Genomic DNA, 25,139 nt, shown 5'->3' with positions numbered 1-25,139 from the left:
GGTCGATCAGCCCGCCGCGGCGATCGCAGCCTCCACGGCGGTCTGCATCCGCTGGTCGGCCTCCGCCGCCGCGACCAGGTCGCCCTCGGCGTAGGCGGCGGTGCGGTCGGCGAGCGCCTGCTGGTAGTCCTTCAGCGCCTGCTGCAGCGCGGCGTCGTCGACCGTCGAACCCGAACCGGTGTCGCCGCCCGTGTCGCCACCGGTGTCGGTGCCTCCCGTGTCGCCGCCGGTGTCGGTGCCGCCGCCCTCGGCGCCGGCGTCGCCGCCGTTGGCACCCGAGTCGCCGCCGAAGATCGCGTCGAGCGCCTCGTCGAGGGTGTCCTCGAAGGCCACCTGGTCGCCGAACGCCACGAGCACCTTGCGCAGCAGCGGGTAGCTGGTCTCACCCGTCGAGGCGACGTAGACCGGCTGCACGTAGAGCAGGCCGCCGCCGACGGGCACCGTCAGCAGGTTGCCGAGCGTCACCTTGCTGCCCTGCTGGTTGAGCAGGTTGAGCTCCGACGCGACACGCGCGTTCGAGTTGAAGTTCGACTGCACCTGGCCGGGCCCGGGCACCGTGTCCTGGGTCGGCAGGGTGAGCAGGGTCAGCTTGCCGTAGTCGGGCCCCGCATCCGCGTTCGCCGAGAGGTAGCCGGTGAGCACGCTCTGCCCGGCATCCGTCGCCTGCTTCTGCGGGATGTAGGTGGAGTAGATCGAGAACGACGGCGTATCCGCATCCGGCATCTGCATCGTCAGGTAGTACGGCGGCTGCGTCGTCGGCGACGAGGTCGACCCGGTCGGGTCGTTCGGCGTGGCCCACGCGTCGTCGCCCGAGTAGAACGTTCCGGCGTCGTCGACGTGGTAGGTCTGCAGGATCGCGCGCTGCGCCTTGAACAGGTCGGCGGGGTAGCGCACGTGCGCCGTGAGCTCGTCGCTCATTTCCGAGGCCGACTTCAGAGTCGTGGGGAAGATCTTCTGCCAGGTCTTCAGCAGCGGGTCCTCGGTGTCCCACGCGTACAGGGTCACGTGACCGTCGTACGCGTCGACCGTGGCCTTCACCGAGTTGCGGATGTAGTTGATGTCGTCGAGCGGGTAGTCGGGGCTCGGGGTGTCGGTGTCGGCGATCATCGACGAGAGCTGCTGGATGCTCGAGTAGGGGTAGTCGGCGGTCGTCGTGTAGCCGTCGACGATCCACACCAGGCGCCCGTCGACGACGGCCGGGTAGGTGTCGGTGTCGAGCGTCAGGTACGGCGCCACCTTCTGCACGCGCTCCAGCGGGTCGCGGTTGTAGAGGATCTGCGAGTCGGAGGTGACCGCGTCCGAGAGCAGCAGGTCGGCCGACTGGAACTTGAGGGCGTAGACGAGCTTCTTCACGACGTCGTCGAGCACCGGCCCGCCGTCGCCGTCGAAGGTGAACGTCGCGGCGTTGGCGTCGCTCTGGTCGCCGCCCCGCGGGTAGTCGATCTCGATCGGGGTCGAGTCCTTCGGCGCGCCCACGATGGAGTACTCGGGCGAGTTCTCGCCGAAGTAGACGCGGGGCTCGTACTCCCCCAGCTCGCCCGTCGACGGGATGCCCGACTCGAGGAACTCGGGCGTGCCGTCCGCGGCGCGCTTGTTGCCGTACGCCGCCACGACGCCGTAGCCGTGGGTGTAGACGAGCGTGTTGTTGTACCAGCTCTGGTTGCTCTGGCCCGCCTGGTTGAGCTCGCGCACCGCGATCACGGTGTCCTGGGTCGAACCGTTCACGTCGTAGCGGTCGACGTCGAGGTGGGTCTGGAACTGGTAGTACTGCTTGACCCGCTCGAGCTGCCGGAAGGTGGGGCTCACGATCGCGGGGTCGAGGATGCGGATGCTCGCGGTGGTCTGGGCGTCCTCCCGCAGCTGACCGGCGGTGGCGGTCGTCACCGCGTCGTAGTTGACGACGTCGATGTTCTGCAGGTTGTATCCGGCCCGGGTGGCGTCGAGCGAGCGCTGGATGTACTCCGCCTCGAGCTGCTTCGCGTTCGGGTCGACGGTGAAGCGCTGCACGATCGCCGGGTAGATGGTGCCGATCACGAGCGCCGAGACGATGAGCAGCGCGGTGCCGATGAGCGGCAGGCGCCACCGCCCGATCGCCGCGGTCACCACGAACAGCACCGCGACGAACGCCGCGATGCCCGCGAGGATCGCGCGACCCGGGATGCCGGCGTTCACATCCGTGTAGGTCGCGCCCGTCACGGCGCCGGTGTCGTCGGTGAGGGTGGCGTACTGGTCGAGCCAGATGCTCACCGCCTGCAGCGCGACGTAGACGGCCGCGGTGATCGCGATCTGGATCCGCGCGGCGCGCGTCACGCGCACCTCGCGGCCGTTGATGCGGATGCCGCCGTAGAGGTAGTGCGTCGCGATCGCCGCGATGCCCGAGATCAGCACGATCGCCGAGGCGTAGGCGACGATGCCGCGGTAGAAGGGCAGCTCGTAGACGAAGAACGAGACGTCGAAGCCGAACTGCGGGTCGGTGGTGCCGAACTCGGTGCGGTTCAGGTACTGCAGCACCGTCGTCCAGCGGGCCGCGGTCGAGACGCCCACGAAGAGGCCGAGCAGCACCGGGATGCCGATCATCGCCAGACGTCGCAGGGGCTCGATCACCTGCTGATAGCGGTCGAGCTGCGAGTTGAGCTTCTGGTAGAGCGGCCGCGAGCGGAACGCGATGTAGATGCTCGCCCACATGGCGATCGCCATCGCCGCGAACCCGACGAGGAACATCACCGCCATCGCCCACCACTGCGTGGTGAGCACGGAGAGGTAGCCGAGCTGGTCGAACCAGAGCACATCGGCGTACAGGTAGGCGAAGGCGAGGAAGCCGACGACGAGCACCGCGAGGATCGCGATGACGATCGCGATCGTGCTGCGCCCTCGGGAACGGGTGTCGGCGGTGCTGCTGGCGGATGTCACGGGTGGCGCTCCTGCGGGTCAGCGGGGGCGGAAGGACCCCGGCGGCTCCGCACCATCCTATGCGGCTCCCGCCGTGGACGCTCTGGGCGAAGACTCAGCCGCAGCGGGCGAGGTCGGCGGTCGAGGCGCCCGCGCCGATCGCCGTGACCACGTCGATCGCCTGGTCGAGATCGTCGACCGCGAACACCTGCAGTCCGTCCGGGATGTGCCCGACGACCTCACCGCAGTTGTCGCGCGGCGCGAGGAACCAGTCGGCACCCGCGTCGCGCGCGCCGTACATCTTCTGGCGGATGCCGCCGATCGCCCCGACGTCGCCCGCGGCGTCGATCGTGCCGGTGCCTGCGATGTGCGCGCCGCCCGTCAGGGCGCCGGGGGTGAGCGTGTCGTAGATGCCGAGCGCGAACATCATGCCGGCGCTCGGACCGCCGACGTCCTGCAGGTTGATGGTGACGTCGAACGGGAAGGCGTAGTCCTCGCCCGGCACGATCCCCACCATGGGGGAGTCGTCGGTCGCGGACCGCGCGACCGTGGTGACGGCGACGGTCTGCTCCGCGCCGTCTCGCCGGATGCCGAACGAGACGGTGGCTCCGACCCCCGCATCCGCGATCGCCGCCCGCAGCTCGGAGTCGCTCGCGACCGCCTCGCCGTCCACCGTGAGGATCTCGTCGCCGATCTCGAGCATCCCGTCGGCGGGGTCGCCCGCCGAGACCGCGGCGACCACGACCGTCGACTCGTACGCGACGCCGAGCTCGCCGAGCGCCGCCGCGGTGGCCGACTGCTGCGAGGTGCGCATGTCGAGCGCGCTCTCCTGATCGGCCTCGTCCTGGGTCTGCCCGGCCGGGTAGACCGCGTCGATCGGCACGATCGCGCGGCGGGGGTCGAGCCAGGCGCCGACCACGTCGAACCAGTCGAGCGGGTTCTCGTGCGACCCGTCGAGGTACACGGTGAGCAGGTCGAGTCGACCGTCGGTCGGGTAGCTCTCGGCGCCGTCCACCTGGAGCACGGGGACCTCCTCGCCGTCGACCTCGGTGGTGCCGAGCGTGTCGTACACCGGCCCGGGCCGCTCGACCACGTACGGCGCCGGCGAGATGGCGAGCAGCAGCGCCGCCAGGATGGCGACGATCAGGAGGCCCTGACCGACCAGCTGACGCCGAGAATCGGGTCCGCGGTCCGCGCCTGTCGTCACCAGTTCCTCCGTGTTCGCTGCGGGCGCAGCCGAGACGCCGTCAGCCTAGGACAATTTCCCGGTGGCGCCCTGGGAGGGGCGACTAGCGTGGGCGGCATGGCAGACGAGCCCCGCGATCCCTTCTCCGACGGGTCGGACAAGGATCCCGGAGAGGAGTTCCGCGACATGCTGCGCGACTTCCTGGCCGGCGACACCGACCTCGATCCCGCGCAGCTCGCGAGCGCCGCGGGGCTCCCCGCCGACCCGGAGCTCGTGCAGCGTCTCATCGGGCAGCTGCAGCAGGCACTGCAGAACTCCGGAGACGGCATCAACTGGTCGCTCGCGAAGGAGCAGGCGACGGCGCTCGCGGCGCGGTCGGCGGTGACCTCGACCCCGGCCGAGGTGTCGGCGCTCGAGCAGGCTCTGCACGTGGCGGCGCTGTGGCTCGACGAGGCAACCGACATCGCGAGCCTCACGACCGAGCCGACCCTGCTCACCCGCGCAGGCTGGGCCGAGGCGACGATGCCGGTCTGGACCCAGCTCGCGGAACCGGTCGCGAACTCGATCGCGACCGCCCTCACGGACGTGCTCGAGGAGCAGGCCCCCGAGGAGCTCACGGGCATGCTCGGCGACGCGGGGCGCCTCATGCGCAACGTGGGCGGCACGCTGTTCGCGATGCAGCTCGGCCAGGTGGTCGGCCAGCTCGCCCAGGAGGTGGTGTCGGGCGGCGACGTCGGCATCCCCCTGCTCGACGGCGAGCAGCGCCAGGCGGCGCTCGTTCCGCAGAACGTCGACGACTTCGCGCGCGGCCTCGAGATCCCGGTCGACGAGGTTCGCCTCTACTTGGCCGTGCGCGAGCTCGCCCACGCCCGGCTGTTCCGGCACGCGAAGTGGCTGCGGCTGCACCTCTTCAGCCAGATCACCGACTACGCGCGCGGCATCCGCATCGACACCGGCCCCCTCGAGGAGCTGGCGGCCGACTTCGACCCGCAGAACCCGGAGGCGCTGCGCGAGGCGATGACGAGCGGCAAGCTCATCCCGCCGAAGACCGACGAGCAGCTCGCGGCGCTGCGCCGCCTCGAGACGACCCTCGCGCTCATCGAGGGCTGGGTCGACGTGGTGACGGCCGAGGCGAGCGGACGGCTCCCGAAGTCGGAGGCCATCGCCGAGACGGTGCGCCGCCGCCGGGCCGCGGGCGGGCCGGCGGAGTCGGCCTTCGCGAGCCTCGTCGGCCTCGAGCTGCGCCCGCGGCGCCTCCGCGAGGCCGCCGCGATGTGGCAGGCCGTCACGGATGCCGCGGGAGCCGCCGGACGCGACGCGCTCTGGGCGCACCCCGACATCCTGCCGACCGACCTCGACATCGACGACCCGACGCTGCTCATCGCGCGGCTCACGGGCGACGAGCCGGAGGAGGACGACGTCGACCGCGCCCTCCAGGACCTGCTCGACGACTCGACCGGCGATCGGCCTCGCGAGGACTGACCCGGCTAGAGCGGCCGGGCCAGCAGCGCCACGACGACCTCGCCGCCCTTGGTGGGCTGCTGCGCGAGCTCGTGGAATCCGAGGCGCGCGTGGAAGGCGAGCGACTCGGGGTTCGGCGGCTGCACGTTGACCTCGCAGGTGACCTCGGCCGCCCCGCGGGCACGCGCCTCCTCGAAGACGCGCTGGTACAGCCGGCGCCCCGCTCCGAGCCCGCGCGCGTCGGAGCCGAGCACGATGCGGTCGACGTAGAGGAAGTCGTCGCCGCGCGCGCTGAACCAGCGGTAGTTCTCGCTCGCGTAGTCGAGCCCGGGCGTCATCGCCAGCAGGAATCCGACCGCCGCGCCGTCGCGCTCGGCGACGAGCACCAGCGCGCTGTGCGCCACGAGCGCCGCGAACTCATCCGCCGGCGTGATCGGCACCGCGGGGTACGCGGCGTCGTTGATGGCGACCAGGGGGGCGAGGTCGTCGGGAGCGTACGGGCGGATCAGGATCTCGGACACGCCTGTCACGCTAGCGCCCGCGCGGTGCTCACCCCACCCACGCCTCCGTGACCTTCGTGCGCATCCAGCTGAGCGGGTCGACGAAGGTGTCGCCCACGATGATGCTGAAGTGCAGGTGGGCCCCGGTGCTCTCGCCGGTGCTGCCGACGCGGCCGATCACATCGCCGCGGTGCACGACCGTCCCGACGGGCACGTTGCTGCCCGAGATCATGTGCGCGTAGCCGCTGTAGACGATCTGGCCGTCGATCTCGTGCTGGATGACGACGTAGGAGCCCCAGCCCTCCATCGGCCGCGACACCACGACGCCGTCGGCGATCGCGTGGATGGCCGTGCCGTACCCGGGGGTGAAGTCGATCCCCGAGTGCTGGGTCGAGCAGCCCGCGCACGGTGCCGACCGGTATCCGAAGAGGCTCGTGATCGGCGAGGTCGGGGCGACCGGCCACTGGATGGGCGTGTAGTAGCTGAGGGCGATGTCGTCGCGCTCGGTCGGCAGCGGCAGCGCCGCCTCGGACTGGGCGAGATTGGCGGCGCTCAGGGTGAGCTGCTGGCCCACGACCGTCGGCTCGGCCGGCTCGATCGCGGTGGCCGAGGCGGGCAGGTCGTGCACGACGATGAGGGCCATGCTGAGCGCGACCGTGCCGACGGCGAGGCGGCGGCGGCTGATGCCGCGAAAGATTCCGAGGGGCAGGTGGTGGGCGGCGCGGAGGTCGGATGCGCGCGTGGCGGGGTGGAGCGGATGGGGCACGTCGGTCTCTCGGGTTCTGTCCCGCGGGGCGGGAGAGCGCTGCGGCGCGCCGTCGGATCTTCGGGTCTGGCCGATCTCGGGCGATCGACCCGGCGGAGGTGGTCACGCCGGGGCCGCTCGAGGGCCTCATCTACCGTGACCCATCTACCTGGCAGAAGCCTGGCATCCGCCTCCGGATCATGTGGGAGCGCTCCCGGTCGAGTGGGAGCGCTCCCGACAGCGAACACCCCGGGAACACTCGGGCAACTCCCCGGCTGCTCCCTTGCCTCGCACGGTCGTGCAGTCGTTCAATGGACGTGTCCCCCGAACGAGGGCGTGGTCGAGAAGGGACGTGGACATGCATCTGACGGTCGAATCGCAGGCGACCATCACCGAGCTGGACGTCGAGCGGGTACTCGACGACGTGCACCGGGTGCGCGACGGGAATCGCGTGCTGGGATACGTGCTCGAGACCGGGCTGGTCTTCGTGACCCTGCGCGGCGACATCTTCAACACCTCCGTCGAGGTCGGTCAGTCGTACGACCTCGACACGGCGGTGCGCATCCTGGCGCGTCGCTGACCCGGCCGGGCGGCAGCGCCGCGGGGGTGGCGCGCACCCGGTGAGCGGGCCCGCCGTTACAGTGTGCGGGTGACGACGGCGCAGCCCGATCGGCGCGGCATCGACCTCGACCGCCGCGACCTGACCCTCGACCTCGCGCGCGTGTTCTGCGTGCTGCTGGTCGTGGTCGTGCACCTGCTGTTCGTGGGCGTCGGACCGGACGCCGACGGCGGCCTCGCGATCAGCCGTCCGCTCGAGCAGCAGCCGTGGTTCTGGATCGCGACCTGGTTCGGCCAGGTCATGCCGCTGTTCTTCGTGGTCGGCGGATTCGCCACGGCGACGTCGCTGCGCGGTCATCGCAGCCGCGCGGCGGATGCCGACCGGGGCCGTGCGGAGGCGGACCGGGCGTTCCTGCACGCCCGGATCCAGCGGCTGGCGCGCCCCGCACTGCCGCTGTTCGTCTTCCTCGCCGCCGCGCTCGGCATCGCGACGGCCATCGGGGTCGACCCCGGACTGCTGGACGCGGTGGCGACGGGCGTCGGCAGCCCGCTCTGGTTCCTGTGCGCCTACCTGATCTGCCAGCTCGCGGCGCCGTTCCTGCTCGACCGCCACGAGCGCGCACCGCGTGCCACCGTCGCGGTGCTCGCGGGTGCGGTGGTGCTCGTCGACGTCGCGCAGTTCGCGATCCCCGGAGCACCGCTCGACCCCGCGGGGATGAGCGTGCTGGGCTACCTCAACCTGCTCTTCGTGTGGCCGCTCGTGCAGCAGCTCGGATTCTGGTACGCCGACGGCGCCTTCGCGCGGCGGCGAGGGTGGCAGCTGCTGCTGATCGCCGTCGCGTGCTGGACGAGCCTCGTGCCGCTCACCCTGTGGGGGCCGTACTCCGCCGACATGCTCACCAACCTCAACCCGCCGACGGTGCCCCTCGTCGTGCTCGGGCTCGGGCAGGCGGCGCTGCTGCAGCTGCTGAAGACCCCGCTCACCGCGCTCATGCGCACCCGCGCGATGCGCGGCATCGTGTTCGCGCTCGGCTCGCGGCTCATGACGATCTACCTGTGGCACCTGCCGCTGATCCTCGCCCTCGCGGGACTCGGCCTCGTGATCCCGGGCGCGGCGCCCGCCCCCGGCAGTGGCTTCTGGTGGGCGAGTCGACCGCTCGTCTACCTGCTCGTGTTCGGGTTGCTGTTCCTGCTCTCGCTCGCGCTCGGCCGCCTCGAGCGGCCCGGCGCCGTCGTGCGCCCCGCGGCGGCCGCGGTGCTCGGCCTCGCGAGTCTCGCCACGATCGCGCCGACCGCGGCTATCACGATCTCCGGTCTCGACCTGGTGCTCGCCGTCAGCGGCGCGCTCGGCTTCACACTGGCCGTGCTGCTGCTCGGCGTGGGTCAGAAGCCGACGTCGAAGCCCGCGTCGCCGAAGCCCGCGTCGCCGAAATCCGCCGCGCCGAAGCCGGCATCCGGGTCGGACCCCGCATCCGTGTCGGACGCCGCGCTGTCGTAGGCCGCGTCCCAGGGCAGGAACGCGCTCACGAGCGCCGAACCGACGACGTACCCGGCCACGGTGCCGAGCAGCGAACTGGCGAGCATCGAGCCGAAGCCGGGGGCGCCCGGGGTGACCCCCGCGCTGCTGCCCGACAGCGAGCTCTCGAGCGAGCCCGGGCGACGCAGCTCGGCGCGCGTCGCGGCACGGGCGAGCGTCGCCGGTTCGCTCGAGAGGGGGCGCTCGCCGGTGCCGGCGCCGCGGCTCAGCTCCTCGTAGACGAGCGCGCGCTGCCCGTCGGTCAGGCGGGCGAACGCCTCCGCGTGCACCTGCTCGATGGTCTCCGGGGGTGCCGTGCGCAGCAGGTAGCGGTAGCGCTCGATCGCCCGCTCGTCCTCCGTGCGGGCGGTCGGCACGGTCGACGAGACGGCGCGCGGCGACTGCTCCTCCGCTCCGAAGATCCGGTCCAGGAATCCCATGCGTGCCTCCGTCGCCCACGCTACGAACCGGTGCTGGACGAGCGCTGGGATGCGGCTGGCAGGCGGCTAGGGAAGAGGCTGGAGCAGGCCGTCGACCACGAGTTCGCGCACCTCGGCGGCCACCGCGGGACGCATCGCGGCGGCATCCGCTCCCAGCAGCTCCGCGACCGCGTCGATCAGCACGCCGAGCGGCAGCTCGCCGTCGCACGCGCCGACGACGGCGGCGAGCGCCGGGTCGGCACGCAGCTCGCGGCGGAGTCCCCCGCCCTGGCGCAGCACGATCACCGAGGGATCGGCCTCTCCCGGCCAGTGGCTGCGCTCCTCCGTCACATCCCCCGCGACCCGGAAGGCCGCGCCGAGCAGCCCGCCGTCGTCGAGGGAGGCGATCCGGTCACGGGCGGCGAGGCAGGCCGAGAGATGCGCCCCGATGCCCACGACGCCGTCGAGCGGGGCGCTCACGCGCTCGGTGCGCCGGAACGGCGGCACCGCATCCGGACGGCGCAGCACGAGGTAGCCGAAGCCCACCTCCGTCACACCGCGGCGGGCGAAGTCATCGAGCCAGAGGCCGCTCAGGCGCTCGAACTCGGCGGTCCCCGAGCGCGTGCCGCCGTCGCGGATCCAGGTCTCGGCGTAGCGGGCGGGGTCGAGCCGGTCGCGTTCGACGATCCAGGCGTCGAGTCCCACGGCCTCGGCCCACCCGGCGGCGCGGGCGAGACCGTCCGCATCCGCCCGGTACTCCCAGTTGCCGAGCAGCTGCGCCGTGCCGCCCGGTTCGAGGTGGGCTGCCGCCCCGGCGACCACCGACGCCACCAGGGCGTCGCCCTCGAGCCCGCCGTCCCGGTACTCGTAGGCGGGCACGCCCGCGGTGCGCGGCGTGATCACGAACGGCGGATTCGACACGATGCGGTCGAAGCGCTCCCCGGCGACCGGCTCGTACAGGCTGCCGAGCCGGAACTCGATGCCGTCGACGGCGTTGAGCTCGGCGTTGAGCCGTGCGTAGTGCAGGGCGCGCTCCGAGATGTCGGTCGCGACCACCCGCCGGGCGAAGCGCCGGGCGTGCAGCGCCTGGATGCCGCACCCGGTGCCGAGGTCGAGCGCGCTCGTGACCTCGTCGGGGAACTGCAGCGCGGCGAGCGTCGTCGACGCCCCGCCGATCCCGAGCACGTGGTCGACCCGCAGGGCGGATCCGGTGGCGAGTTCGCCGAGGTCGGAGGCGATCCACCACTCCCCCGCGCCGTGCGGGTCGACGAACGCGTACGGACGCAGGTCGACGAGCGGGCGCAGCCGGCCGCCGTCGCGCTCGACGAGGCCGAGGGCGACGGCCCCGTCGACGCCGAGGTGGGGCAGCGCGGCCGCGAGCTCCCCCTCGTCCGCGTGGGAGCCGAGCACGAACAGCCGCGCCAGCACCGCCGCCGGATCATCGGATGCCGCCAGGGCACGCCCGGCGGGGATCCGGTTGCCGCGCTGCAGCGCCGCCTCGGCATCGGCGCCCCAGAGGGCGTCGAGTCGGTCGACACGGTAGCGGGCCGCCTCGAGGTCGGCGCGCAGCGCGGGGATCGTCACGCGTCCATTCTGACGTCGAGGGGATGCGCGAGCTCGTCGCGCGGCATCCGTGCGGCGAGGATCGCCACCACGGCGAGCACGGGCGGGACCAGCGCCGCCACGAGGAAGACCGGGGTGTAGCCGACGAGCTCGCCGACCGGGCCGGCGACGGCCATCGAGATCGGCAGCAGCGCGAGCGACACGAAGAAGTCGAGACTCGAGACCCGACCGAGCATGTGCGGAGGCACGCGGCGCTGCAGGAGGGTGCCCCAGATGACCGAGGCGCCGGCGTAGCAGGCGCCGACCACGAACGCGGCGGCTGCCATCGCGCCGAGGGAGCTCGTGACGGCGATGACCACGAGCGGCAGGCTGCCGATGCCCCAGCCGAGGTTCATGATCGTCAGATAGCGGCGCGGCAGGCGGAGGGAGCCCACCACGACCGAGGCGATCGCGCCCCCGAGGCCGAATGCGGCGAGCACGACGGCGTAGCTGCCCGCCCCGCCGCCCGTGCGCTCCGTGACGGCGAAGGGCAGCAGCACCTCGAAGGGCCCCATGATCACGAGCACGATGAGGCACGCGTACAGCAGGGTGGCCAGCAGCCACGGCGTGCGCACCATGTACGAGAACCCGTCCCGCACGTCGATCACGAGGGAGATCACCGGATGCCGGTCGGTCTCGACCTCGCGACGCACGGCGGTGCGCCGCAGCGCGAGCAGGCATCCGATGGCGGCGAGCTGGCTGAGGGAGATGACCGCGAAGGCCGCCGCGGGCGAGAACACCGCGATGAGGGCGGCGGCGACGGCCGGGCCCGCAGCCTGGTGCACCGCCGGGCGCAGCAGCCCCTCGAAGCCGTTGGCCGCCAGCAGTTGGTCGGCGGGGAGGATCGCGGGGAGGAGGGCCGAGTACGCGGGCAGGAAGAACCCGTCGGCGACCCCGATCACGAAGCTCACGACGGCGAGCTGCCAGACCTCGAGCGCACCCGCCAGGGCGAGCACGGCGATGATCGCGACGAGCACGAGCTTGACCGCCTCGACGGTGAGCAGCACGAGCTTCTGCGGCACCCGATCGGCGACGGCTCCGCCGACCAGCACGGCGATGACGAGACCGACGGCGTTCGCGCTCGCCACCCACGACACCTCGATCGGGCCCCCGCCGTCGCGCTTGATCTGGAAGACGACGGCGATGAGCCAGACGCCCGCCCCGAACAGCGAGAGGGCGAGCGCCGTCGCGAGCACGCGGTACTGCGTCGTACGGAACGGACGCAGAGCGCGCGGCATGCGGTCGCGGCGCCCCGGGGCACGGGGCGCGTCCGCCGAGCCGTTCACGCTCCGATGACGGAGAAGACGTTGCCCGCGGGGTCGGTGAACCACGCGATGTCGGGACCCTGTCCGGCGGCGCGTCCCCGCATCACGCCGCGCTCGTCCTGCGGCATGCCCTCGTAGCGCTCGAGCTCGACGCCCGCGGCCACCAGCTCGTCGACCGCCGCGTCGATGTCGGGCACCACGAAGTTGAGCACCGTGAAGCCCGCGGGCTCGTGATCCGGCTTCGGGTACACGAACACGCTCGCGCCGCCGACGCGCAGATCGATCGCACCCATCTCGTTGGTGGTCGCGTCGATACCGAGGGTGTCGCGGTAGAACGCGAGCGCCGCATCGATATCGTCGACCGAGAAACCGCTGAAACCATCGACCGTCGTGAGCATGGCCCACCCCTCTCCCATGTGTACACTGTCCACAATCGCACGTCACCGGAGCATGCGCCAGCCCGAGGAGGCATCGGAAGCGCCATGAGCACCGCACGCGCCACCTATCGTCACGGCGACCTCCGACGCTCGCTCATCGAGGCGGGGGTCGAGCTGGCGCGCGAGGGCGGACCGGACGCCGTGGTGCTGCGCGAGGCCACCCGCCGCGCCGGGGTCTCCCCCAACGCCGCGTACCGGCACTTCGCCGACCGGGCCGAGCTCGTCGACGCCGTGAGCGACGCCGCCCAGGGTGCGGCGGCCGCCGCGATCGAGGCGGAGCTCGACTCCGTGCCCGCGGCGACGGGTGTGGAGTCGGCGCAGGAGCGGCTGCGGGCGGTCGGCATCGGCTACCTGCGGTTCGCGCGCGACGAGCCCGGGCTGTTCCGCGCGGCGTTCGGTGTGCCCGGCGGCCTCGAGCGCGCGTTCGTGAGCGAGAAGGCCGGACCGGGCGGCTCGAGCCCGTTCGCCCTGCTGGCCGGCACCCTCGACGACCTGGTGCGCTTCGGCGCGCTGCCCGAGGAGCGCCGGCCGGGTGCCGAGCTGCTCGCCTGGTCGGCGGTGCACGGGCTCGCGATGCTCGTGCTCGAGGGGCCGCTGCACGACCTCGACGAGCAGACGCGCACGATGGCCGGGCGCCGCGTCGTCGAGATGGCCGTCCGCGGGATCTGAGCACTGCATCCTCGGTTCGGGTTAGCCTGGCGGGACATGGATGCGCTGACCGCCGAGCAGATCCGCGACTCGTTCGTGAACGCGGGATCGCTCGACCGCGACCGCATCCCGCTGCCCGGCCTGCACGAGGTGCTCTGGGACGACCGCGAGTTCCTCGGCTGGCGCGACGGCTCGACCGCGAACCGCGGCTACCTCGTGTACTGGCGCGACGAGCGCCCGGTCGGCCTCGTGCTGCGGGCGGCGGAGAGCCGCCTGGCGGGCGGGTCGGCGATGTGCTCGCTGTGCCAGATCGCCCAGCCCGCGGGCCAGGTGCGCTTGTTCTCCGCGCTGCGCGCCGGGGATGCGGGCCATGCGGGCGACAGCGTGGGCACCTACATCTGCGCCGACCTCGGCTGCTCGCTGCTGATCCGGATCGCGCCGCACGGCAGCCCGTGGGATCCGAACCCGGATGCGGTCGTGGCCGACCGCGGCGCCGGGCTCATGCGGCGGCTCGACGCCTTCGCGTCGCGCGTGCTGGCCTAGCGCCCGATCAGTCGAGCGCCGGCAGCAGGTGGAACGGGATCATGAACGACACCGAGACGCCCAGGATGCCGCCGAGGAACAGTGCCGCGCCGGCGAGCGCGTTCTGGTCGCCGACCTCGAAGGCGTAGCCGAACGCGGCGAACGACGCGAGGAAGATCACGAACGAGACCAGGAAGACGACGACCTTCATGCCGCAACCTTATCGCGCGGCGACGGCTTGACTTCGCGGCGACGCGGGTGCACTCTATAACTGCTCAGTTACATAACCGTTAGGTTCCGAATGCACACCGTCGAGGACGACCGGCTGGACGCCGTGTTCGCCGCGCTCGCCGACCCGACCCGCCGCGCCATCCTCGCCCGGCTGGCCGAGGGCGAGGCGAGCGTCGCCGAGCTGGCGCGACCCTTCGCGATGAGCCAGCCCGCCGTCTCCAAGCACCTCAAGGTGCTCGAAGGCGCGGGGCTCGTCTCGCGCACGCAGGTCGCCACCACGCGGCTCAGCCATCTCGAAGCGCAGCCGCTCGCGGAGGCGGACGCCTGGATGCGTCGCTACAAGCGGTTCTGGAACGAAGGATTCGACAAGCTCGACGCGGCGCTCGCCGCGTATCGCGATCAGGAGGACGAGACGTGACCACCATCCCCGAGGTGCCGGCGACCACCGACACCGACGTGCACATCTCGCGGGCGTTCGACGCTCCGCGGCCGCTCGTCTGGCGGTTCTTCATGGAGCCCGCACTGCTGGCGCAGTGGTTCGGACCTGCGAGCGTCACGGTCGACCCCGAGTCGGTCGTGATCGACCCGCGCACGGACGGGCGCTGGCACCTCGACATGGTCGACGCCGCGAGCGGTGACCGGTTCCCGCTGCGCGCCACGCTCACCTCGGTGATCGAACCCGAGTACCTCGAGGGGCGCATCGACGGCGAGCAGTTCGGCCCCGAGGGCGGGGTGACGCTGCGGATCTGGTTCCACGACCACGGCGAGAAGACGCGCGTGACCCTGCACCAGGGCCCCTTCGCCCCCGAGGCGCGCGCCGCCACCGCATCCGGATGGGGCGAGTCGTTCGAGAAGATCGACGCGCTCCTCGCGGCGGGTGCCGCATGAGCGCGCCGGCCGCCGAGGCGGTCACCGGGATCGCGACCTCCGCCGACGGCACCCCCATCGCGTGGGAGCACCGCGGCACCGGACCGGTGCTCGTGCTGGTCGACGGGGCGCTGTGCGACCGCTCGTTCGGGCCGGCCCGGCCGGTGACGGACGAGCTCGCGGACGCGTTCACGGTCGTGAGCTACGACCGCCGCGGACGCGGCGAGAGCGGCGACACCGCCCCCTACGCCGTGGAGCGCGAGATCGAGGATCTCGCGGCGGTCGTCGACGCGGCGAAGGCCGCGACCGGGGCGAGCGAGGTGGACCTGCTCGGCCAGTCGTCGGGCGCCGGGCTCGTCTACCGGGCGGCTGCGGCCGGGATTCCGGTGCGGCGCATCATCGGCTACGAGGCGCCGTTCGTGGGGCTGCGCCCCGGCACGGACGGCCGCCCGCACGACTACCTCGGCACCGTCGAGACGCTGCTCGCGGACGGGAAGAACGGCAAGGCGGTCGACTACTTCATGGTCGACATGGTGGGAGGCCCGGGCTTCCTGCCGATCATGTTCCGGCTGATGCGCGGCCCGTGGAAGCACCTGCGCGCGGTCGCCCCGACGCTGCCCAACGACATCCGCGTGATGGGCGGCGACTTCGAGGTGCCGACCGGGCTGCTGGCCGGCATCCGGGTGCCCGCGCTCGTCATGGCCGGCACGAAGTCGCCGGGCACGATGCGCGAGGCGCAGCGCCGGATCGCGGAGGCGATCCCCGGCGCCCTGCACCGCGAGCTCGAGAAGCAGACGCACCAGGTGGCGCCGTCGGCCCTGTCGCCCGAGGTGCGGAGCTTCCTGCTGGGGTGAGCCGGGTCAGCCCGCGGCCTTGACGATCTTCGAGATCGCCCAGCCGAGAGCCGTGATGACCGGGATGGAGACGGCCAGAAGGGCGATCGTGTTCGGCCGGAAGTGCAGCCCGTCGTCGCCCGCGATGTAGGCGCCCACCGGGATCGCCGACCCGCCGCCGCCTCCCCCGCTGCCGTACTCGTCGGAGTCGCCCGCGCCGAAGCCGTAGGCGACGAGCGCCACCGGCACGAGCTCGACGCCGCCGACCGTCTGCTTCTCGCCGTAGGCGAGCTTGACGCTGCGGTCGGGAACCCCCGCCGCGAGCTTCTCGGTGAGCTTGTCCCTGCTGATCTGCGCATCCGCCATGCCGCCGACGCTACGCGCGCGCGGGCGGGCTGTCGAGGTGCGTCGTGCGACCGGGGCGGACACCTGGGACAATGGGACGTATGAACGGCGCGGCATCCACCAGGCGAGGCGCGCGCCGCGCGCTCGACCAGTGGGTGTGGGTGCTCCCGGCGATCGGCGTCGTGGCGCTCGTGCTCACCTGGGACCGCGACCTGCCCGGCGCCCTCTACCTGCTCGTCGGGGCGGTGCTCGTGGGCACGGTGCTCGCCGCGGTGCACCACGCCGAGATCGTCGCGCACCGGGTGGGCGAACCGTACGGCTCGCTCGTGCTCGCGGTGGCGGTGACCGTCATCGAGGTCGGGCTCATCATCACTCTCATGCTCGGCAAGGAATCCGTCGACACCTCGACCCTCGCCCGCGACACCGCGTTCGCCGCGGTGATGATCACGCTCAACGGCATCCTGGGTCTGTCGATCCTGATCGGTTCGATCCGGCACGAGACCCCGCGGTTCAACCCCGAGGGTGCGGGCGGCGCGCTCGCCGTGGTGATCACGCTGACCACGCTCACGCTCGTGCTGCCGACGTTCACCGTCTCGGAGCCCGGCGCGCGCTTCTCGCCCAGCCAGCTCGCCTTCGTGGCGATCGCGTCGATCGTGCTCTACGGGGCGTTCGTGCTGCTGCAGACCGGACGCCACCGCGACTTCTTCCTCCCCGTCGCGAAGGACGGGCGCGTCATCGACGACGACCACCACTCCGAACCGCCGTCGAACCGGGCGACCTTCGTGAGCCTCGGCCTGCTGCTCGTCGCGCTCGTCGCCGTCGTCGGTCTCGCCAAGGCCGTGTCGCCGGGCATCGAGGACGTCGTGGACGCCGCCGGCGTGCCGCAGTCGTTCGTCGGTGTCGTGGTCGCCCTGGTGGTACTGCTGCCGGAGGGGGTCGCCGCCGCCAAGGCCGCCGCGCGCAACCGGCTGCAGACCTCGCTCAACCTCGGCATCGGCTCGGCTATGGCCTCGATCGGCCTCACCATCCCGGCACTCGCGATCGCCTCCATCTGGCTCCCGACGCCCCTCACCCTCGGGCTCGGCCCGGTGCAGATCATCGAGTTCCTGCTGACCGTGGGCGTCACCATCCTGACCGTCGTACCCGGGCGCGCCACCCGCCTGCAGGGCGCGGTGCACCTCGTGCTGTTCGCGGCGTTCCTCTTCCTCGCGACGACGCCGTAGGGCGCGGCTCCGGGGAGGATCTCTCCCGAATCAAGGAGTCGAGCAACCCGAATCAAGGATGCGCGCCTCGGAATCCGCCTCACCCGCCGCATCCGCCCCATCCGTCACGCCGACTCCTTGATTCGGGTTGCTGGGTTCCTTGAGTCGGGCAGCCGGCGGATGCGCGCGGTGCCTCGTGCGGGGCGCCGACGGCCGCGGCCCCCGCACGGGTAGGGTCGAGGCGAGCCCAGGGAGGCCCGGATGCCGGAACTGACGGACACCGACCGCGTCGCGGTCTACATCGACTTCGACAACATCGTCATCTCGCGCTACGACCAGCTGAACGGCGACGGCGGCTGGCGCAAGGACAACGCCCGGGATGCGCGGTCGGCCGTGCAGGGCAAGCTGCAGGCGGCGCGGGTCGACGTGAGCGCGATCCTCGACTACGCCTCCTCGTTCGGCACGGTCGCCGTCACGCGCGCCTACGCCGACTGGTCGGTGCCGGCGAACGCCGCCTACAAGGGCCAGCTCGTCGACCGGGCGATCGACCTCACCCAGCTGTTCCCGGCATCCGGCACCAAGAACGGCGCCGACATCCGGCTGTCGGTCGACGTGCTGGAGGACCTCTTCCGCCTGCCCGACATCACGCACGTCGTGATCGTCGCCGGCGACTCCGACTACATCGCCCTCGCCCAGCGCTGCAAGCGCCTCGGCCGCGTGGTCGTCGGCATCGGGGTCGCGGGCGGCACGAGCAAGGCGCTCATCTCGGCATGCGACGAGTTCGAGAACTACGACGAGCTGCCGGGCGTCGAGGCGGCGCCGACGCGCCCGAGCGGGCGCAAGCAGGCGAGCGCCCCCGAACCGGATGCCGCTCCCGCGGCCGAGCCGGCACCGGCGACCGCGAGCGCGCCCAAGAAGGCGCCGGCGGCGAAGAAGACGGCCGCGCCCACGATCGCGCCGCTCGCGACCGACCCGTTCATCTCCCCCACCGACGGCGCCGACGGCACCGTGAGCGACCGCGAGGCGACGCGCCTCCTGGTGCGTGCGCTCGAGTTCGCGCACACCAAGAACGAAGACGCCGAGTGGCTCAACGCCTCGGGCGTCAAGTCGCAGATCAAGCGGCTGAACCCGTCCTTCAACGAGAAGTCGCTCGGGTTCTCGAGCTTCACCGACTTCGTGAAGTCGCGCGGCAACCTCGCCGAGGTGCAGGTCGACGGGCAGCAGCGCCGCATCCGCCTGCGCTCGCACGCCGTCAAGAGCGGCGAATAGCAGCACGGGGAATGCGCCCCGCGCGCGCCCGGTTGCAGCGACCATGACGACTTTCGGCATCATCGGCGCAGGCCACATCGGATCGCAGCTCGCCCGGGCGGTGATCGCCCACGGCCACGAGGTGGTGATCGCGAACTCGCGCGGGCCCGAGACGCTCGTCGAGCTCGTCGCCGAGCTCGGCCCGCGGGCGCGCGCCGCGACGGCGGCGGAGGCCGCGGATGCCGCCGAGGTCGCCGTCGTCACGGTGCCGCTGCGCGCGCTCGCGACGATCCCCGTCGCCCCGCTCGTGGGCAAGATCGTGCTCGACACGAACAACTACTACTGGGAGCGCGACGGCCACATCGCCGAGCTCGACCGCGGCGAGGCGACGGTCAGCGGCCTGCTGCAGACGCACCTGCCCGAGTCGCAGGTGGTGAAGGCCTTCAACCACATCACGGCCGCCGACATCACCACCACCGGCACCCCCGCGGGCACGCCGGATCGGCGGGCGCTCGGCACCGCATCCGACTCCGACGCCGCGATCGCCTTCGTCACGCGGCTCTACGACGAGCTCGGGTTCGACACCGTGTCGGCGGGCGGGCTCGACGAGTCGTGGCGCCTCGAGCGCGATCGCCCCGCCTACGTGGTGCGGCAGAACGCCGACGAGCTGCGCGCCAACCTGGCGAAGGGCTTCCGGGTGCGCGAGGCCGACGCGGCCTAGGCCCACCCGAGGGCGGCGACCGCCCAGAGCAGCCCCCACCACACCAGCAGGCCACCGACGAGGCCCACCACGATCTGCTTCGTCCAGCGGAACAGGGCGAACGTGACGAGCGCGGCGACCACCGCGGGGATGGTCTCGGGGAGGGAGAACACCTCCCGTGGGGCGAGGATGCCGGGCACGGCGATCGCGCCGAGCACGGCCGGGCCGACGAGCGGCAGGTAGCGCAAGGTGCGCTGGGGCGGGCGCAGCCGCTTCGAGATGAGGAAGATCACGCGCGTCACGTAGGTGACGACGCCCGAGAGCACGATCGCCAGCAGGTCACCCATGGCCCACCTCCGCGCGTGCGTCGGGGGCGGCATCCGGATCGCGGGGTGCGGTGCGGGCGAGCACCACTCCCCCGGCGATGAGCCCGACGAGCGCACCCACCAGCAGCCCCATGCCGAACGGCAGCCCGTGGGCGAGGAACGCCGCGAGCCCGCCGACGGCGGCCGCGACCAGCCCGGCGCTGTCTTTGATGAGCGGCAGCACGAGCAGCAGGAAGGTGAGCGGGATGGCGAGCTCGAGCGGCACCCATCCCGGGATGAAGCCGCCGAGGAACACCCCGAGGGTGGTGAGACCCGTCCAGCCGACGAGGCAGGTGAGTCCCGCGGCGAAGTAGTAGCCGAGCTGCTCGGCGCGGGAACCGGCGCCCTCCGCACGCTCGAAGCGCGTGATCGCGAGCGCGTAGACGGGATCGGCGAGCAGGAACGCCCCCGCCATCCGCTGACCGCGCGTCCAGCCGGCGAGGTGCGGTTCGAGGGATGCGCTGTAGAGCAGGTGGCGCGCGTTCACGATGAGCACGGTCGCGACGACGAGCGCGATGCCCGCGCCCGAGTCGAGCAGCTGGATCGCCACGAGCTGGGCGGCCCCCGCGAACACGATCGGACTCGACGCGATCGACACGGCCGGGCCGACATCCGTCTGCGCCATCGCCGCACCCGCCGCCAGGCCGAAGGGGATGTAGCCGAGCACGATCATCACGGCGTCGCGGATGCCCTGCAGCACCGCGGAGCGCGTGCGCTCGCGGTCGGTGGGAGGGGCCGTGCTCACCGCCCCACTGTGCCACGCACGCCCGACGCGCGCGCGATCCGATTCGCGTCCGCTGGCCCGGTCCCCTGACGGTGGTCGGGCGCTACGATCGGCGCAACGATCCGTCGAAGGAGACGCCATGACCGTTCCGGAGATCAACTACATCGCCGTGCTGCTCGCGACCCTGTCGAGCATGGTGGTCGGCGCCGTCTGGTACACACCGAAGGTGTTCGGCAACTACTGGATGAAGCAGGCCGGCATCGAGCGCGGCCAGATGGGGTCGGCCGTGCGGCCGATCATCGTGACCGTCATCGTGAGCTTCATCACCGCCTGGGTGCTGGCCGGCGCGGCGTACATCTCGTTCACCTTCTACGGCGGCAGCTTCTTCTGGAACGCGATGCTCACGGGCGTGATCCTCTGGGCGGGCTTCACGGCGGCCCGCTTCATCACCCACGACCAGTTCGACCGCCGCACCGCGGGCCTCACCGTGCTGAACTGCGCGCACGAACTGGTGACGATCGTGATCATGGGCGTCATCATCGGGGTCTGGCCGGCCTGATGCCCGCGCCGCTCATCTACTTCTCGACCGTCTCGCTCGACGACTACCGGGAGGACGCCGACGGGCGTTTCGACTGGAGCACCCCCGACGACGAGGTGCACGCCTTCATCAACGAGCTGTTCGCACCCGTGCACCTGCACCTCTACGGGCGCAGGAACCACGACGTGATGATGTTCTGGGACGAGACCGACCCCGACGCGCTCGAAGGGCCGTCCCGCGAGTGGGGGCGGTACTGGCAGACGGTCGACAAGGTCATCTACTCGACGACGCTGACCGAGGTGCCGATGCGCCGCGCCCGGCTGCGCTCGCGGTTCGACGCCGACGAGGTGCGCCGTTGGAAAGCCGAATCGGATGCGCCGATCGCCATCGGCGGCGGGGCGCTCGCCTCCGAGGCGGCGCGCGCGGGCGTGCTCGACGAGCTGCACCTCGTCGTGACACCGACGCTGCTCGGCGGCGGCACCCCGTACCTCGACCACGGCATCCGGCTCGACCTGGAGCTGCTCGACGAGCACCGCTTCGCGGGCGGCTCGCTCTACCTGCGCTATGCGGTGCGGCACCCCAGCTGATTGAGTAGCCCGCGCAGCGGGCGTGTCGAAATCAGCGTCGTGTGGGGGCTGGTTTCGACACGCGCCCTGCGGGCGCTACTCAACCAACGGGGTTTCGACACGCGGCGTCGCCGCTACTCAACCAGCGGGGTCTGCGCGCCCCTCAGCTGATTGAGTAGCCCGCGCAGCCGGCGTGTCGTAATCAGCGTCGCCCACCGTCCCCCGCCGATACGCGCTCCTGCTGAGCGACGGCAGCAGGTCGAAGTCACCCCGGATCAGCGCCTCACGCTTGGCACGCGACCATCCCTGCACGCGCTTCTCGATGCCGTACGCCTCGGCGACCGACTCGCACTCGTGCACGAAGACCAGCTCGACCGGCATCCGGCTCGAGGTGTAGCTCGAACCCTTCCCCGTCGCGTGCTGCGCGGCGCGGGCCTCGACGTTGCGCGAGCTGCCGACGTAGTAGCTCCCGTCGCCGCAGCGCAGGATGTACATGCCGATCGTCATGAGCGCATGGTGACGGATGCGGCGAGGCGATGGGCGCGACCATGCACAGGCTGGTTTCGACACGCGGCTTCGCCGCTACTCAACCAGCGGGGTGCGCGCCCTGCGGCGCGGCACGAGGGCGAGCGCGAGGCCCACGAGGCCGAGCACGAGGCCGAACGCGGCCGCCCACCAGGCCGTGTCATCCGGGATCTCGAGGTAGGTGGTGATGCCCAGGATGCGCGCGAGACCCCACGGCAGCAGCCCCAGCTGGTCGTTCCAGAGGGTGAGCGCCTGCTCGAGCCCGGCGGCGCCGACGATGACGGCGGGCACCGCGAGGCCCGCGCCGGCCGCGGTGAGCACGATGCCCGTGGCGCGGCGGGCGCCGAGGCGGCCGGCGAGCGCCCAACCGGCGGCGACGAAGGTCCACAGGAACAGCGCGAACGCGACCGTGATGTAGGTGGTGCGCAGCAGCGGGTCGGTCCAGAAGCCGTACCAGTAGCCCCCGGGGCCGGTGAACGACAGCGAGGCGAGCGTCAGCGTGCAGCGCAGCACCACGACCCCGCCGACGGTCGCCACGATGACGCGCCCCGAGCGTCCGCGCAGCAGCGCCAGCAGCACCGCCGCGAACACCGCCCAGGCCCCGAGGGTCACCGCGAACTGCACCGGGGCGAGGAACGAGGTCTGCACGGCGCGGGTGCCGACGAGCAGCGCACCCGGCACCACCACGAGCAGGATGCGGTCGAGGCCGTCGAGGCCGAGGGATGCCTCGGCGGCGCGCCACGGGCGGGTCGCCGAGATCCAGGTGGCGCGCGCCGCCGCGGCCCCCGGTCGCCGCACCAGGCGGGTGCGCGACGAGAGCATGCCGATCAGCAGCCACGCGAGGGCGAGGGCCAGCAGCACGCGCGCGATCCACGCCATCGCGAGGTCGCGGTCCGCGTGCTCCACCCCGAGCTGCGCGGCGGTGAGGTTCCACGCCGGGTGGTCGACGTCGCCCTGGTAGCGGTCGAGGTGGGCGGCGGCGGCGGATGCGAACTCGTCGCGGGCCTGCTGCCAGGCGTCGTAGGCGGCCGGGTCGAGCGTGGCGTGCCAGCGCCCCGCCTCCAGGAACATCGCCCGGTAGGAGTTCAGCAGGCCCAGCACGTCGACCTCGTAGTCGAGCGAGTCGGTCAGCTGCTCGTAGGCGCCGTCGTACCAGCTCGCCGCATCCGTCTCCTCGACGAGGTCGCGCATCCGCTCGGCCGCGGCGACCGCGGCATCGCCCTGCGCGATGGCCTCGTTGATGCCGTCGGCGCCGACGATCGCCGAGATGGTGTCGAGGGTGGCCGTGTCGCCGGTGAGGATGTCCCACTCGAACAGCCACATCTGCGGCGGCGGCTCGAGGCCCACCGCGAAGACGCGGTTCTCGGCGAAGGCCTGGATGTAGAGGCCCTCGCGGATCGCCTCGCGCGAGTCGGCCATCGCGGCGACGACCGCCGACACGGTGGCGGGGTCGTCGGAGAGGTACCGGCGCGCCCAGGCCGCGTCGACGGCGGCGAGGTCGGCATCCGGGTCGCGGGCAATCGCTACGGATGTCATCGTGTTCAGCTCGTACAGCTGCCAGAAGCCGGACTGCAGGTAGAGCGTCATGGGTCCGGCGCGCCACGGGCCGCCGTCCTGTGTCCAGGTCCAGATGCCCTCGATGTGCGGGTTCGCGGCGAGCAGCGTCTGCATCGCCCACTGGAACTCCGGGCCGAGGTCGTTCGGGAACGAGCCGAACGCCTCGAACTCGCGGCGCGACTGGAACTCGACGATGCGCCGCTGGTCGCCGGTCTCGAGGGTCTCGTTGAGCGGCAGCCAGCTGTAGAAGTCGCCGAGCGTGTACTTCGTCGACACGATGAGGTTCGGCGAGTCGATCCCGTCGAGCACCGCGTGGTACGAGGCGGGGTCGGTGTGCATGTCACCGACGTCGCCGATGCCGACCGACCACGTGCGGAAGATGACCTCGCGGCCGGACGCCTCCGCCGCATCCAGGAAGCTCGTGAGCATCGTGCGCACCGCGGTCACGCTGCGCACCGCGAGCGCCGAGTAGTAGTCCCAGCCGGGTTCGGCATAGATCGAGCCGCCCTCGCCGATCCGGATGAGCACCCCCGAGATCGCGGGCACATCCGCGTAGAGCTCGTCGAGCGCGTCGGTGTAGACCTTCCAGAGCTCGGGGTTCTCGGTGTCGGAGCCGAAGTGCTGCTCGAGGTAGCTGTCGAGCTCGGGGGTGAGCGCGAGCATGTCGGTGCGCAGGTAGATCTTGACGCCCAGCTCGGCGGCGCGCTCCCAGAACGGTGTGAACGCGGCGCGCAGGGCGGCGGCGCGGGCGATGTGCGGATCACCGTCGGGGTAGACGCCGCCGTCGGCGGTCGAGAAGTCGACGTACTCGATGAAGCCGTTCCACGCGACGGCGGTGTAGCCGAGGGCGAGGATGTGGCGCAGGTACGCGTCCCACTCGTCGTAGTCCCCCGCGAGCGCCGACTGGTCGACGTAGGGGGCGTCGGCGAGGTAGGCGTTCTCGAACGCGCCGGAGACGTGGGAGTAGTTGTCGCCCGCCTCCCACTCAGCGGGGTCGGCCTCGACGCCCACCGCGCCGAGGTCGACCATGCGGAACGGGAGCTTCGAGGTGACGGTCTCGCCGAGGTGCGCGGCCACGTCGGTGCCGGCGCGGATGGCGGCGGCCAGGTCGTAGACGCCGCGCACCGCACCGGTCTCCCCCGCGGCCTCGATGCGCAGGGCGCTCGGAGTGCCGGTGAGGGTGTACGTGTCGTCGTCGGCGGTGCCGGTGATCGCGACCGCGAGGGTCGCGGTGCCGTCGGTCGTGGCGGCGCTGTCGACGGCATCCGTCAACTCGTCGAGGGCGGCGCCCATGCGCACGGTGTCGGGGGCGTCGATGCTCGTGAAGGTCGGCGGCGGCACGGATGCGGCGACCGCGGGCGCCTGCGGCTCGGCGGGCGTCATCTGCTGGGCAGGTTCCGCGCGGATGCCGAGCGCGTCGCTCACGACGAACGCGACCCCGGCGCTGAGTGCCAGCAGCACGACGGCGGTGACGATCGCGAGCACCCCGCGCCGCCGCCCCGTCGTCATGGGTCGAGCCTAGGGCCGCCGCGATGTCGCCGATGCACACGTCCCGTTGGTTGAGTAGCGCCGCAGGCGCGTGTCGAAACCCCGCTGGTTGAGTAGCGCCGCAGGCGCGTGTCGAAACCAGCCCCACTCGACGCTGATTTCGACACGCCCGCTGCGCGGGCTACTCAATCAGCTGGGGCGG

Annotated in this window: 27 protein-coding genes; 13 read left to right on the top strand and 14 right to left on the bottom strand. The window is 72.1% G+C overall.

The features are described 5' to 3' along the window. Positions 1 to 6 precede the first annotated feature (6 nt). Together NUH29_RS13445 and NUH29_RS13440 are read right to left on the bottom strand one after the other, a co-directional pair. Positions 7 to 2,910, bottom strand: a complete 2,904-nt coding sequence (locus NUH29_RS13445; RefSeq protein ID WP_258799734.1) for a UPF0182 family membrane protein — start codon at positions 2,908 to 2,910, stop codon at positions 7 to 9. A gap of 94 nt (positions 2,911 to 3,004) precedes the next feature. After that, the gene (locus NUH29_RS13440) at positions 3,005 to 4,096 is read right to left on the bottom strand and encodes a YlbL family protein (protein ID WP_258799732.1); all 1,092 of its coding nucleotides are present in this window, start codon (positions 4,094 to 4,096) and stop codon (positions 3,005 to 3,007) included. Between the two features lie 96 nt (positions 4,097 to 4,192). On the opposite strand from NUH29_RS13440, the gene NUH29_RS13435 reads away from it, so the two are divergent. Then, a complete protein-coding gene (locus tag NUH29_RS13435; RefSeq protein WP_258799730.1) occupies positions 4,193 to 5,557 on the top strand; it encodes a zinc-dependent metalloprotease in 1,365 nt (454 codons plus the stop codon). 5 nt (positions 5,558 to 5,562) lie between these two features. Here the strand turns inward: NUH29_RS13435 and NUH29_RS13430 are convergent, their stop codons facing one another. Next, positions 5,563 to 6,057, bottom strand: coding sequence for a GNAT family N-acetyltransferase (locus NUH29_RS13430; protein ID WP_258799729.1), 495 nt, complete (start codon positions 6,055 to 6,057; stop codon positions 5,563 to 5,565). Positions 6,058 to 6,085: 28 nt separating this feature from the next. Next, positions 6,086 to 6,802 carry a M23 family metallopeptidase gene (locus tag NUH29_RS13425; protein WP_258799728.1) on the bottom strand — a complete coding sequence of 239 codons (717 nt, stop codon included), beginning with the start codon at positions 6,800 to 6,802 and terminating at the stop codon, positions 6,086 to 6,088. A gap of 337 nt (positions 6,803 to 7,139) precedes the next feature. Between NUH29_RS13425 and NUH29_RS13420 the strand changes: the two genes are divergently transcribed. Both NUH29_RS13420 and NUH29_RS13415 read left to right on the top strand, forming a co-directional pair. Beyond that, a complete protein-coding gene (locus NUH29_RS13420) occupies positions 7,140 to 7,361 on the top strand; it encodes a hypothetical protein (protein ID WP_258799727.1) in 222 nt (73 codons plus the stop codon). 69 nt (positions 7,362 to 7,430) lie between these two features. Further along, on the top strand, positions 7,431 to 8,837 hold the full coding sequence (locus NUH29_RS13415) for an acyltransferase family protein (protein WP_258799726.1): 1,407 nt from the start codon (positions 7,431 to 7,433) through the stop codon (positions 8,835 to 8,837). Here NUH29_RS13415 and NUH29_RS13410 read toward each other — a convergent pair. From NUH29_RS13410 to NUH29_RS13395, 4 genes are all read right to left on the bottom strand, one after another. Continuing rightward, complete coding sequence (locus NUH29_RS13410; protein WP_258799725.1) at positions 8,723 to 9,295, bottom strand: hypothetical protein; 573 nt, start codon at positions 9,293 to 9,295, stop codon at positions 8,723 to 8,725. The genes NUH29_RS13415 and NUH29_RS13410 overlap by 115 nt on opposite strands. Positions 9,296 to 9,361: 66 nt before the next feature. Next, a complete protein-coding gene (locus NUH29_RS13405) occupies positions 9,362 to 10,858 on the bottom strand; it encodes a DUF7059 domain-containing protein (RefSeq protein WP_258799724.1) in 1,497 nt (498 codons plus the stop codon). Continuing rightward, entirely contained in the window at positions 10,855 to 12,114 is a 1,260-nt protein-coding gene (locus NUH29_RS13400) for an MFS transporter (protein ID WP_258799723.1), read from the bottom strand. The genes NUH29_RS13405 and NUH29_RS13400 overlap by 4 nt, the downstream gene beginning before the upstream one ends. Before the next feature lie 44 nt (positions 12,115 to 12,158). Continuing rightward, positions 12,159 to 12,539 carry a VOC family protein gene (locus NUH29_RS13395; protein ID WP_258799722.1) on the bottom strand — a complete coding sequence of 127 codons (381 nt, stop codon included), beginning with the start codon at positions 12,537 to 12,539 and terminating at the stop codon, positions 12,159 to 12,161. Positions 12,540 to 12,623: 84 nt separating this feature from the next. Here NUH29_RS13395 and NUH29_RS13390 point away from each other — a divergent pair, with 84 nt between their 5' ends. Together NUH29_RS13390 and NUH29_RS13385 are read left to right on the top strand one after the other, a co-directional pair. Beyond that, positions 12,624 to 13,247, top strand: coding sequence for a TetR/AcrR family transcriptional regulator (locus NUH29_RS13390; RefSeq protein ID WP_258799721.1), 624 nt, complete (start codon positions 12,624 to 12,626; stop codon positions 13,245 to 13,247). Between the two features lie 36 nt (positions 13,248 to 13,283). Then, positions 13,284 to 13,769: an FBP domain-containing protein gene (locus tag NUH29_RS13385; protein ID WP_258799720.1), complete on the top strand. Its 486-nt coding sequence runs from the start codon at positions 13,284 to 13,286 to the stop codon at positions 13,767 to 13,769. A 7-nt stretch (positions 13,770 to 13,776) separates the two neighbouring features. Here the strand turns inward: NUH29_RS13385 and NUH29_RS13380 are convergent, their stop codons facing one another. Continuing rightward, positions 13,777 to 13,959, bottom strand: a complete 183-nt coding sequence (locus NUH29_RS13380) for a hypothetical protein (protein ID WP_258799718.1) — start codon at positions 13,957 to 13,959, stop codon at positions 13,777 to 13,779. Positions 13,960 to 14,049: 90 nt separating this feature from the next. Between NUH29_RS13380 and NUH29_RS13375 the strand changes: the two genes are divergently transcribed. Genes NUH29_RS13375 through NUH29_RS13365 form a run of 3 tightly spaced genes read left to right on the top strand, consistent with a single transcriptional unit; the run spans position 14,050 to position 15,700 of the window. After that, complete coding sequence (locus tag NUH29_RS13375) at positions 14,050 to 14,397, top strand: ArsR/SmtB family transcription factor (RefSeq protein ID WP_258799717.1); 348 nt, start codon at positions 14,050 to 14,052, stop codon at positions 14,395 to 14,397. Then, the gene (locus tag NUH29_RS13370) at positions 14,394 to 14,867 is read left to right on the top strand and encodes an SRPBCC family protein (protein ID WP_258799716.1); all 474 of its coding nucleotides are present in this window, start codon (positions 14,394 to 14,396) and stop codon (positions 14,865 to 14,867) included. The genes NUH29_RS13375 and NUH29_RS13370 overlap by 4 nt, the downstream gene beginning before the upstream one ends. Continuing rightward, positions 14,864 to 15,700, top strand: coding sequence for an alpha/beta fold hydrolase (locus tag NUH29_RS13365; RefSeq protein ID WP_258799715.1), 837 nt, complete (start codon positions 14,864 to 14,866; stop codon positions 15,698 to 15,700). Before NUH29_RS13370 ends, NUH29_RS13365 begins: the two co-directional genes overlap by 4 nt. Positions 15,701 to 15,706: 6 nt before the next feature. Here NUH29_RS13365 and NUH29_RS13360 read toward each other — a convergent pair whose 3' ends face one another. Further along, positions 15,707 to 16,045 carry a hypothetical protein gene (locus NUH29_RS13360; RefSeq protein WP_258799714.1) on the bottom strand — a complete coding sequence of 113 codons (339 nt, stop codon included), beginning with the start codon at positions 16,043 to 16,045 and terminating at the stop codon, positions 15,707 to 15,709. 80 nt (positions 16,046 to 16,125) lie between these two features. Between NUH29_RS13360 and NUH29_RS13355 the strand changes: the two genes are divergently transcribed. From NUH29_RS13355 to NUH29_RS13345, 3 genes are all read left to right on the top strand, one after another. Then, positions 16,126 to 17,247: a calcium:cation antiporter gene (locus tag NUH29_RS13355; RefSeq protein ID WP_258799713.1), complete on the top strand. Its 1,122-nt coding sequence runs from the start codon at positions 16,126 to 16,128 to the stop codon at positions 17,245 to 17,247. A 240-nt stretch (positions 17,248 to 17,487) separates the two neighbouring features. Beyond that, positions 17,488 to 18,495, top strand: a complete 1,008-nt coding sequence (locus NUH29_RS13350) for an NYN domain-containing protein (protein ID WP_258799712.1) — start codon at positions 17,488 to 17,490, stop codon at positions 18,493 to 18,495. A gap of 43 nt (positions 18,496 to 18,538) precedes the next feature. After that, positions 18,539 to 19,195 carry an NADPH-dependent F420 reductase gene (locus NUH29_RS13345; protein ID WP_258799711.1) on the top strand — a complete coding sequence of 219 codons (657 nt, stop codon included), beginning with the start codon at positions 18,539 to 18,541 and terminating at the stop codon, positions 19,193 to 19,195. Here NUH29_RS13345 and NUH29_RS13340 read toward each other — a convergent pair. Both NUH29_RS13340 and NUH29_RS13335 read right to left on the bottom strand, forming a co-directional pair. Next, positions 19,192 to 19,521 (bottom strand): AzlD domain-containing protein, encoded by a 330-nt coding sequence (locus tag NUH29_RS13340; protein WP_258799710.1) that lies wholly within the window; start codon positions 19,519 to 19,521, stop codon positions 19,192 to 19,194. The two genes, NUH29_RS13345 and NUH29_RS13340, sit on opposite strands and share 4 nt — an antisense overlap. Next, positions 19,514 to 20,284 carry an AzlC family ABC transporter permease gene (locus NUH29_RS13335; protein WP_258799709.1) on the bottom strand — a complete coding sequence of 257 codons (771 nt, stop codon included), beginning with the start codon at positions 20,282 to 20,284 and terminating at the stop codon, positions 19,514 to 19,516. The genes NUH29_RS13340 and NUH29_RS13335 overlap by 8 nt, the downstream gene beginning before the upstream one ends. A 118-nt stretch (positions 20,285 to 20,402) precedes the next feature. Here NUH29_RS13335 and NUH29_RS13330 point away from each other — a divergent pair, with 118 nt between their 5' ends. Continuing rightward, positions 20,403 to 20,822: a DUF1761 domain-containing protein gene (locus NUH29_RS13330; protein WP_258799708.1), complete on the top strand. Its 420-nt coding sequence runs from the start codon at positions 20,403 to 20,405 to the stop codon at positions 20,820 to 20,822. Further along, positions 20,822 to 21,388, top strand: coding sequence for a dihydrofolate reductase family protein (locus tag NUH29_RS13325; RefSeq protein ID WP_258799706.1), 567 nt, complete (start codon positions 20,822 to 20,824; stop codon positions 21,386 to 21,388). The genes NUH29_RS13330 and NUH29_RS13325 overlap by 1 nt, the downstream gene beginning before the upstream one ends. Before the next feature lie 117 nt (positions 21,389 to 21,505). On the opposite strand, the gene NUH29_RS13320 is transcribed toward NUH29_RS13325, so the two are convergent. Continuing rightward, entirely contained in the window at positions 21,506 to 21,874 is a 369-nt protein-coding gene (locus tag NUH29_RS13320; protein WP_258799705.1) for a GIY-YIG nuclease family protein, read from the bottom strand. 75 nt (positions 21,875 to 21,949) lie between these two features. Next, positions 21,950 to 24,958 carry an ABC transporter permease family protein gene (locus NUH29_RS13315; protein ID WP_258799704.1) on the bottom strand — a complete coding sequence of 1,003 codons (3,009 nt, stop codon included), beginning with the start codon at positions 24,956 to 24,958 and terminating at the stop codon, positions 21,950 to 21,952. Between the last annotated feature and the right edge of the window lie 181 nt (positions 24,959 to 25,139).

The sequence above is a fragment of the Protaetiibacter mangrovi genome, assembly GCF_024752305.1.
GTDB lineage: Bacteria > Actinomycetota > Actinomycetes > Actinomycetales > Microbacteriaceae > Homoserinibacter > Homoserinibacter mangrovi.
This window is presented reverse-complemented; position numbering and strand designations above follow the sequence as displayed.

Bases quoted from the DNA above. Each gene is read 5' to 3' on its own strand.
- NUH29_RS13435 (WP_258799730.1), top strand. From the start codon at position 4,193: ATGGCAGACGAGCCCCGCGATCCCTTCTCCGACGGGTCGGACAAGGAT.
- NUH29_RS13420 (WP_258799727.1), top strand. From the start codon at position 7,140: ATGCATCTGACGGTCGAATCGCAGGCGACCATCACCGAGCTGGACGTC.
- NUH29_RS13410 (WP_258799725.1), bottom strand. From the start codon at position 9,295: ATGGGATTCCTGGACCGGATCTTCGGAGCGGAGGAGCAGTCGCCGCGC.
- NUH29_RS13400 (WP_258799723.1), bottom strand. From the start codon at position 12,114: ATGCCGCGCGCTCTGCGTCCGTTCCGTACGACGCAGTACCGCGTGCTC.
- NUH29_RS13395 (WP_258799722.1), bottom strand. From the start codon at position 12,539: ATGCTCACGACGGTCGATGGTTTCAGCGGTTTCTCGGTCGACGATATC.
- NUH29_RS13390 (WP_258799721.1), top strand. From the start codon at position 12,624: ATGAGCACCGCACGCGCCACCTATCGTCACGGCGACCTCCGACGCTCG.
- NUH29_RS13385 (WP_258799720.1), top strand. From the start codon at position 13,284: ATGGATGCGCTGACCGCCGAGCAGATCCGCGACTCGTTCGTGAACGCG.
- NUH29_RS13380 (WP_258799718.1), bottom strand. From the start codon at position 13,959: ATGAAGGTCGTCGTCTTCCTGGTCTCGTTCGTGATCTTCCTCGCGTCG.
- NUH29_RS13375 (WP_258799717.1), top strand. From the start codon at position 14,050: ATGCACACCGTCGAGGACGACCGGCTGGACGCCGTGTTCGCCGCGCTC.
- NUH29_RS13365 (WP_258799715.1), top strand. From the start codon at position 14,864: ATGAGCGCGCCGGCCGCCGAGGCGGTCACCGGGATCGCGACCTCCGCC.
- NUH29_RS13360 (WP_258799714.1), bottom strand. From the start codon at position 16,045: ATGGCGGATGCGCAGATCAGCAGGGACAAGCTCACCGAGAAGCTCGCG.
- NUH29_RS13355 (WP_258799713.1), top strand. From the start codon at position 16,126: ATGAACGGCGCGGCATCCACCAGGCGAGGCGCGCGCCGCGCGCTCGAC.
- NUH29_RS13350 (WP_258799712.1), top strand. From the start codon at position 17,488: ATGCCGGAACTGACGGACACCGACCGCGTCGCGGTCTACATCGACTTC.
- NUH29_RS13345 (WP_258799711.1), top strand. From the start codon at position 18,539: ATGACGACTTTCGGCATCATCGGCGCAGGCCACATCGGATCGCAGCTC.
- NUH29_RS13340 (WP_258799710.1), bottom strand. From the start codon at position 19,521: ATGGGTGACCTGCTGGCGATCGTGCTCTCGGGCGTCGTCACCTACGTG.
- NUH29_RS13330 (WP_258799708.1), top strand. From the start codon at position 20,403: ATGACCGTTCCGGAGATCAACTACATCGCCGTGCTGCTCGCGACCCTG.
- NUH29_RS13325 (WP_258799706.1), top strand. From the start codon at position 20,822: ATGCCCGCGCCGCTCATCTACTTCTCGACCGTCTCGCTCGACGACTAC.
- NUH29_RS13320 (WP_258799705.1), bottom strand. From the start codon at position 21,874: ATGACGATCGGCATGTACATCCTGCGCTGCGGCGACGGGAGCTACTAC.
- NUH29_RS13315 (WP_258799704.1), bottom strand. From the start codon at position 24,958: ATGACGACGGGGCGGCGGCGCGGGGTGCTCGCGATCGTCACCGCCGTC.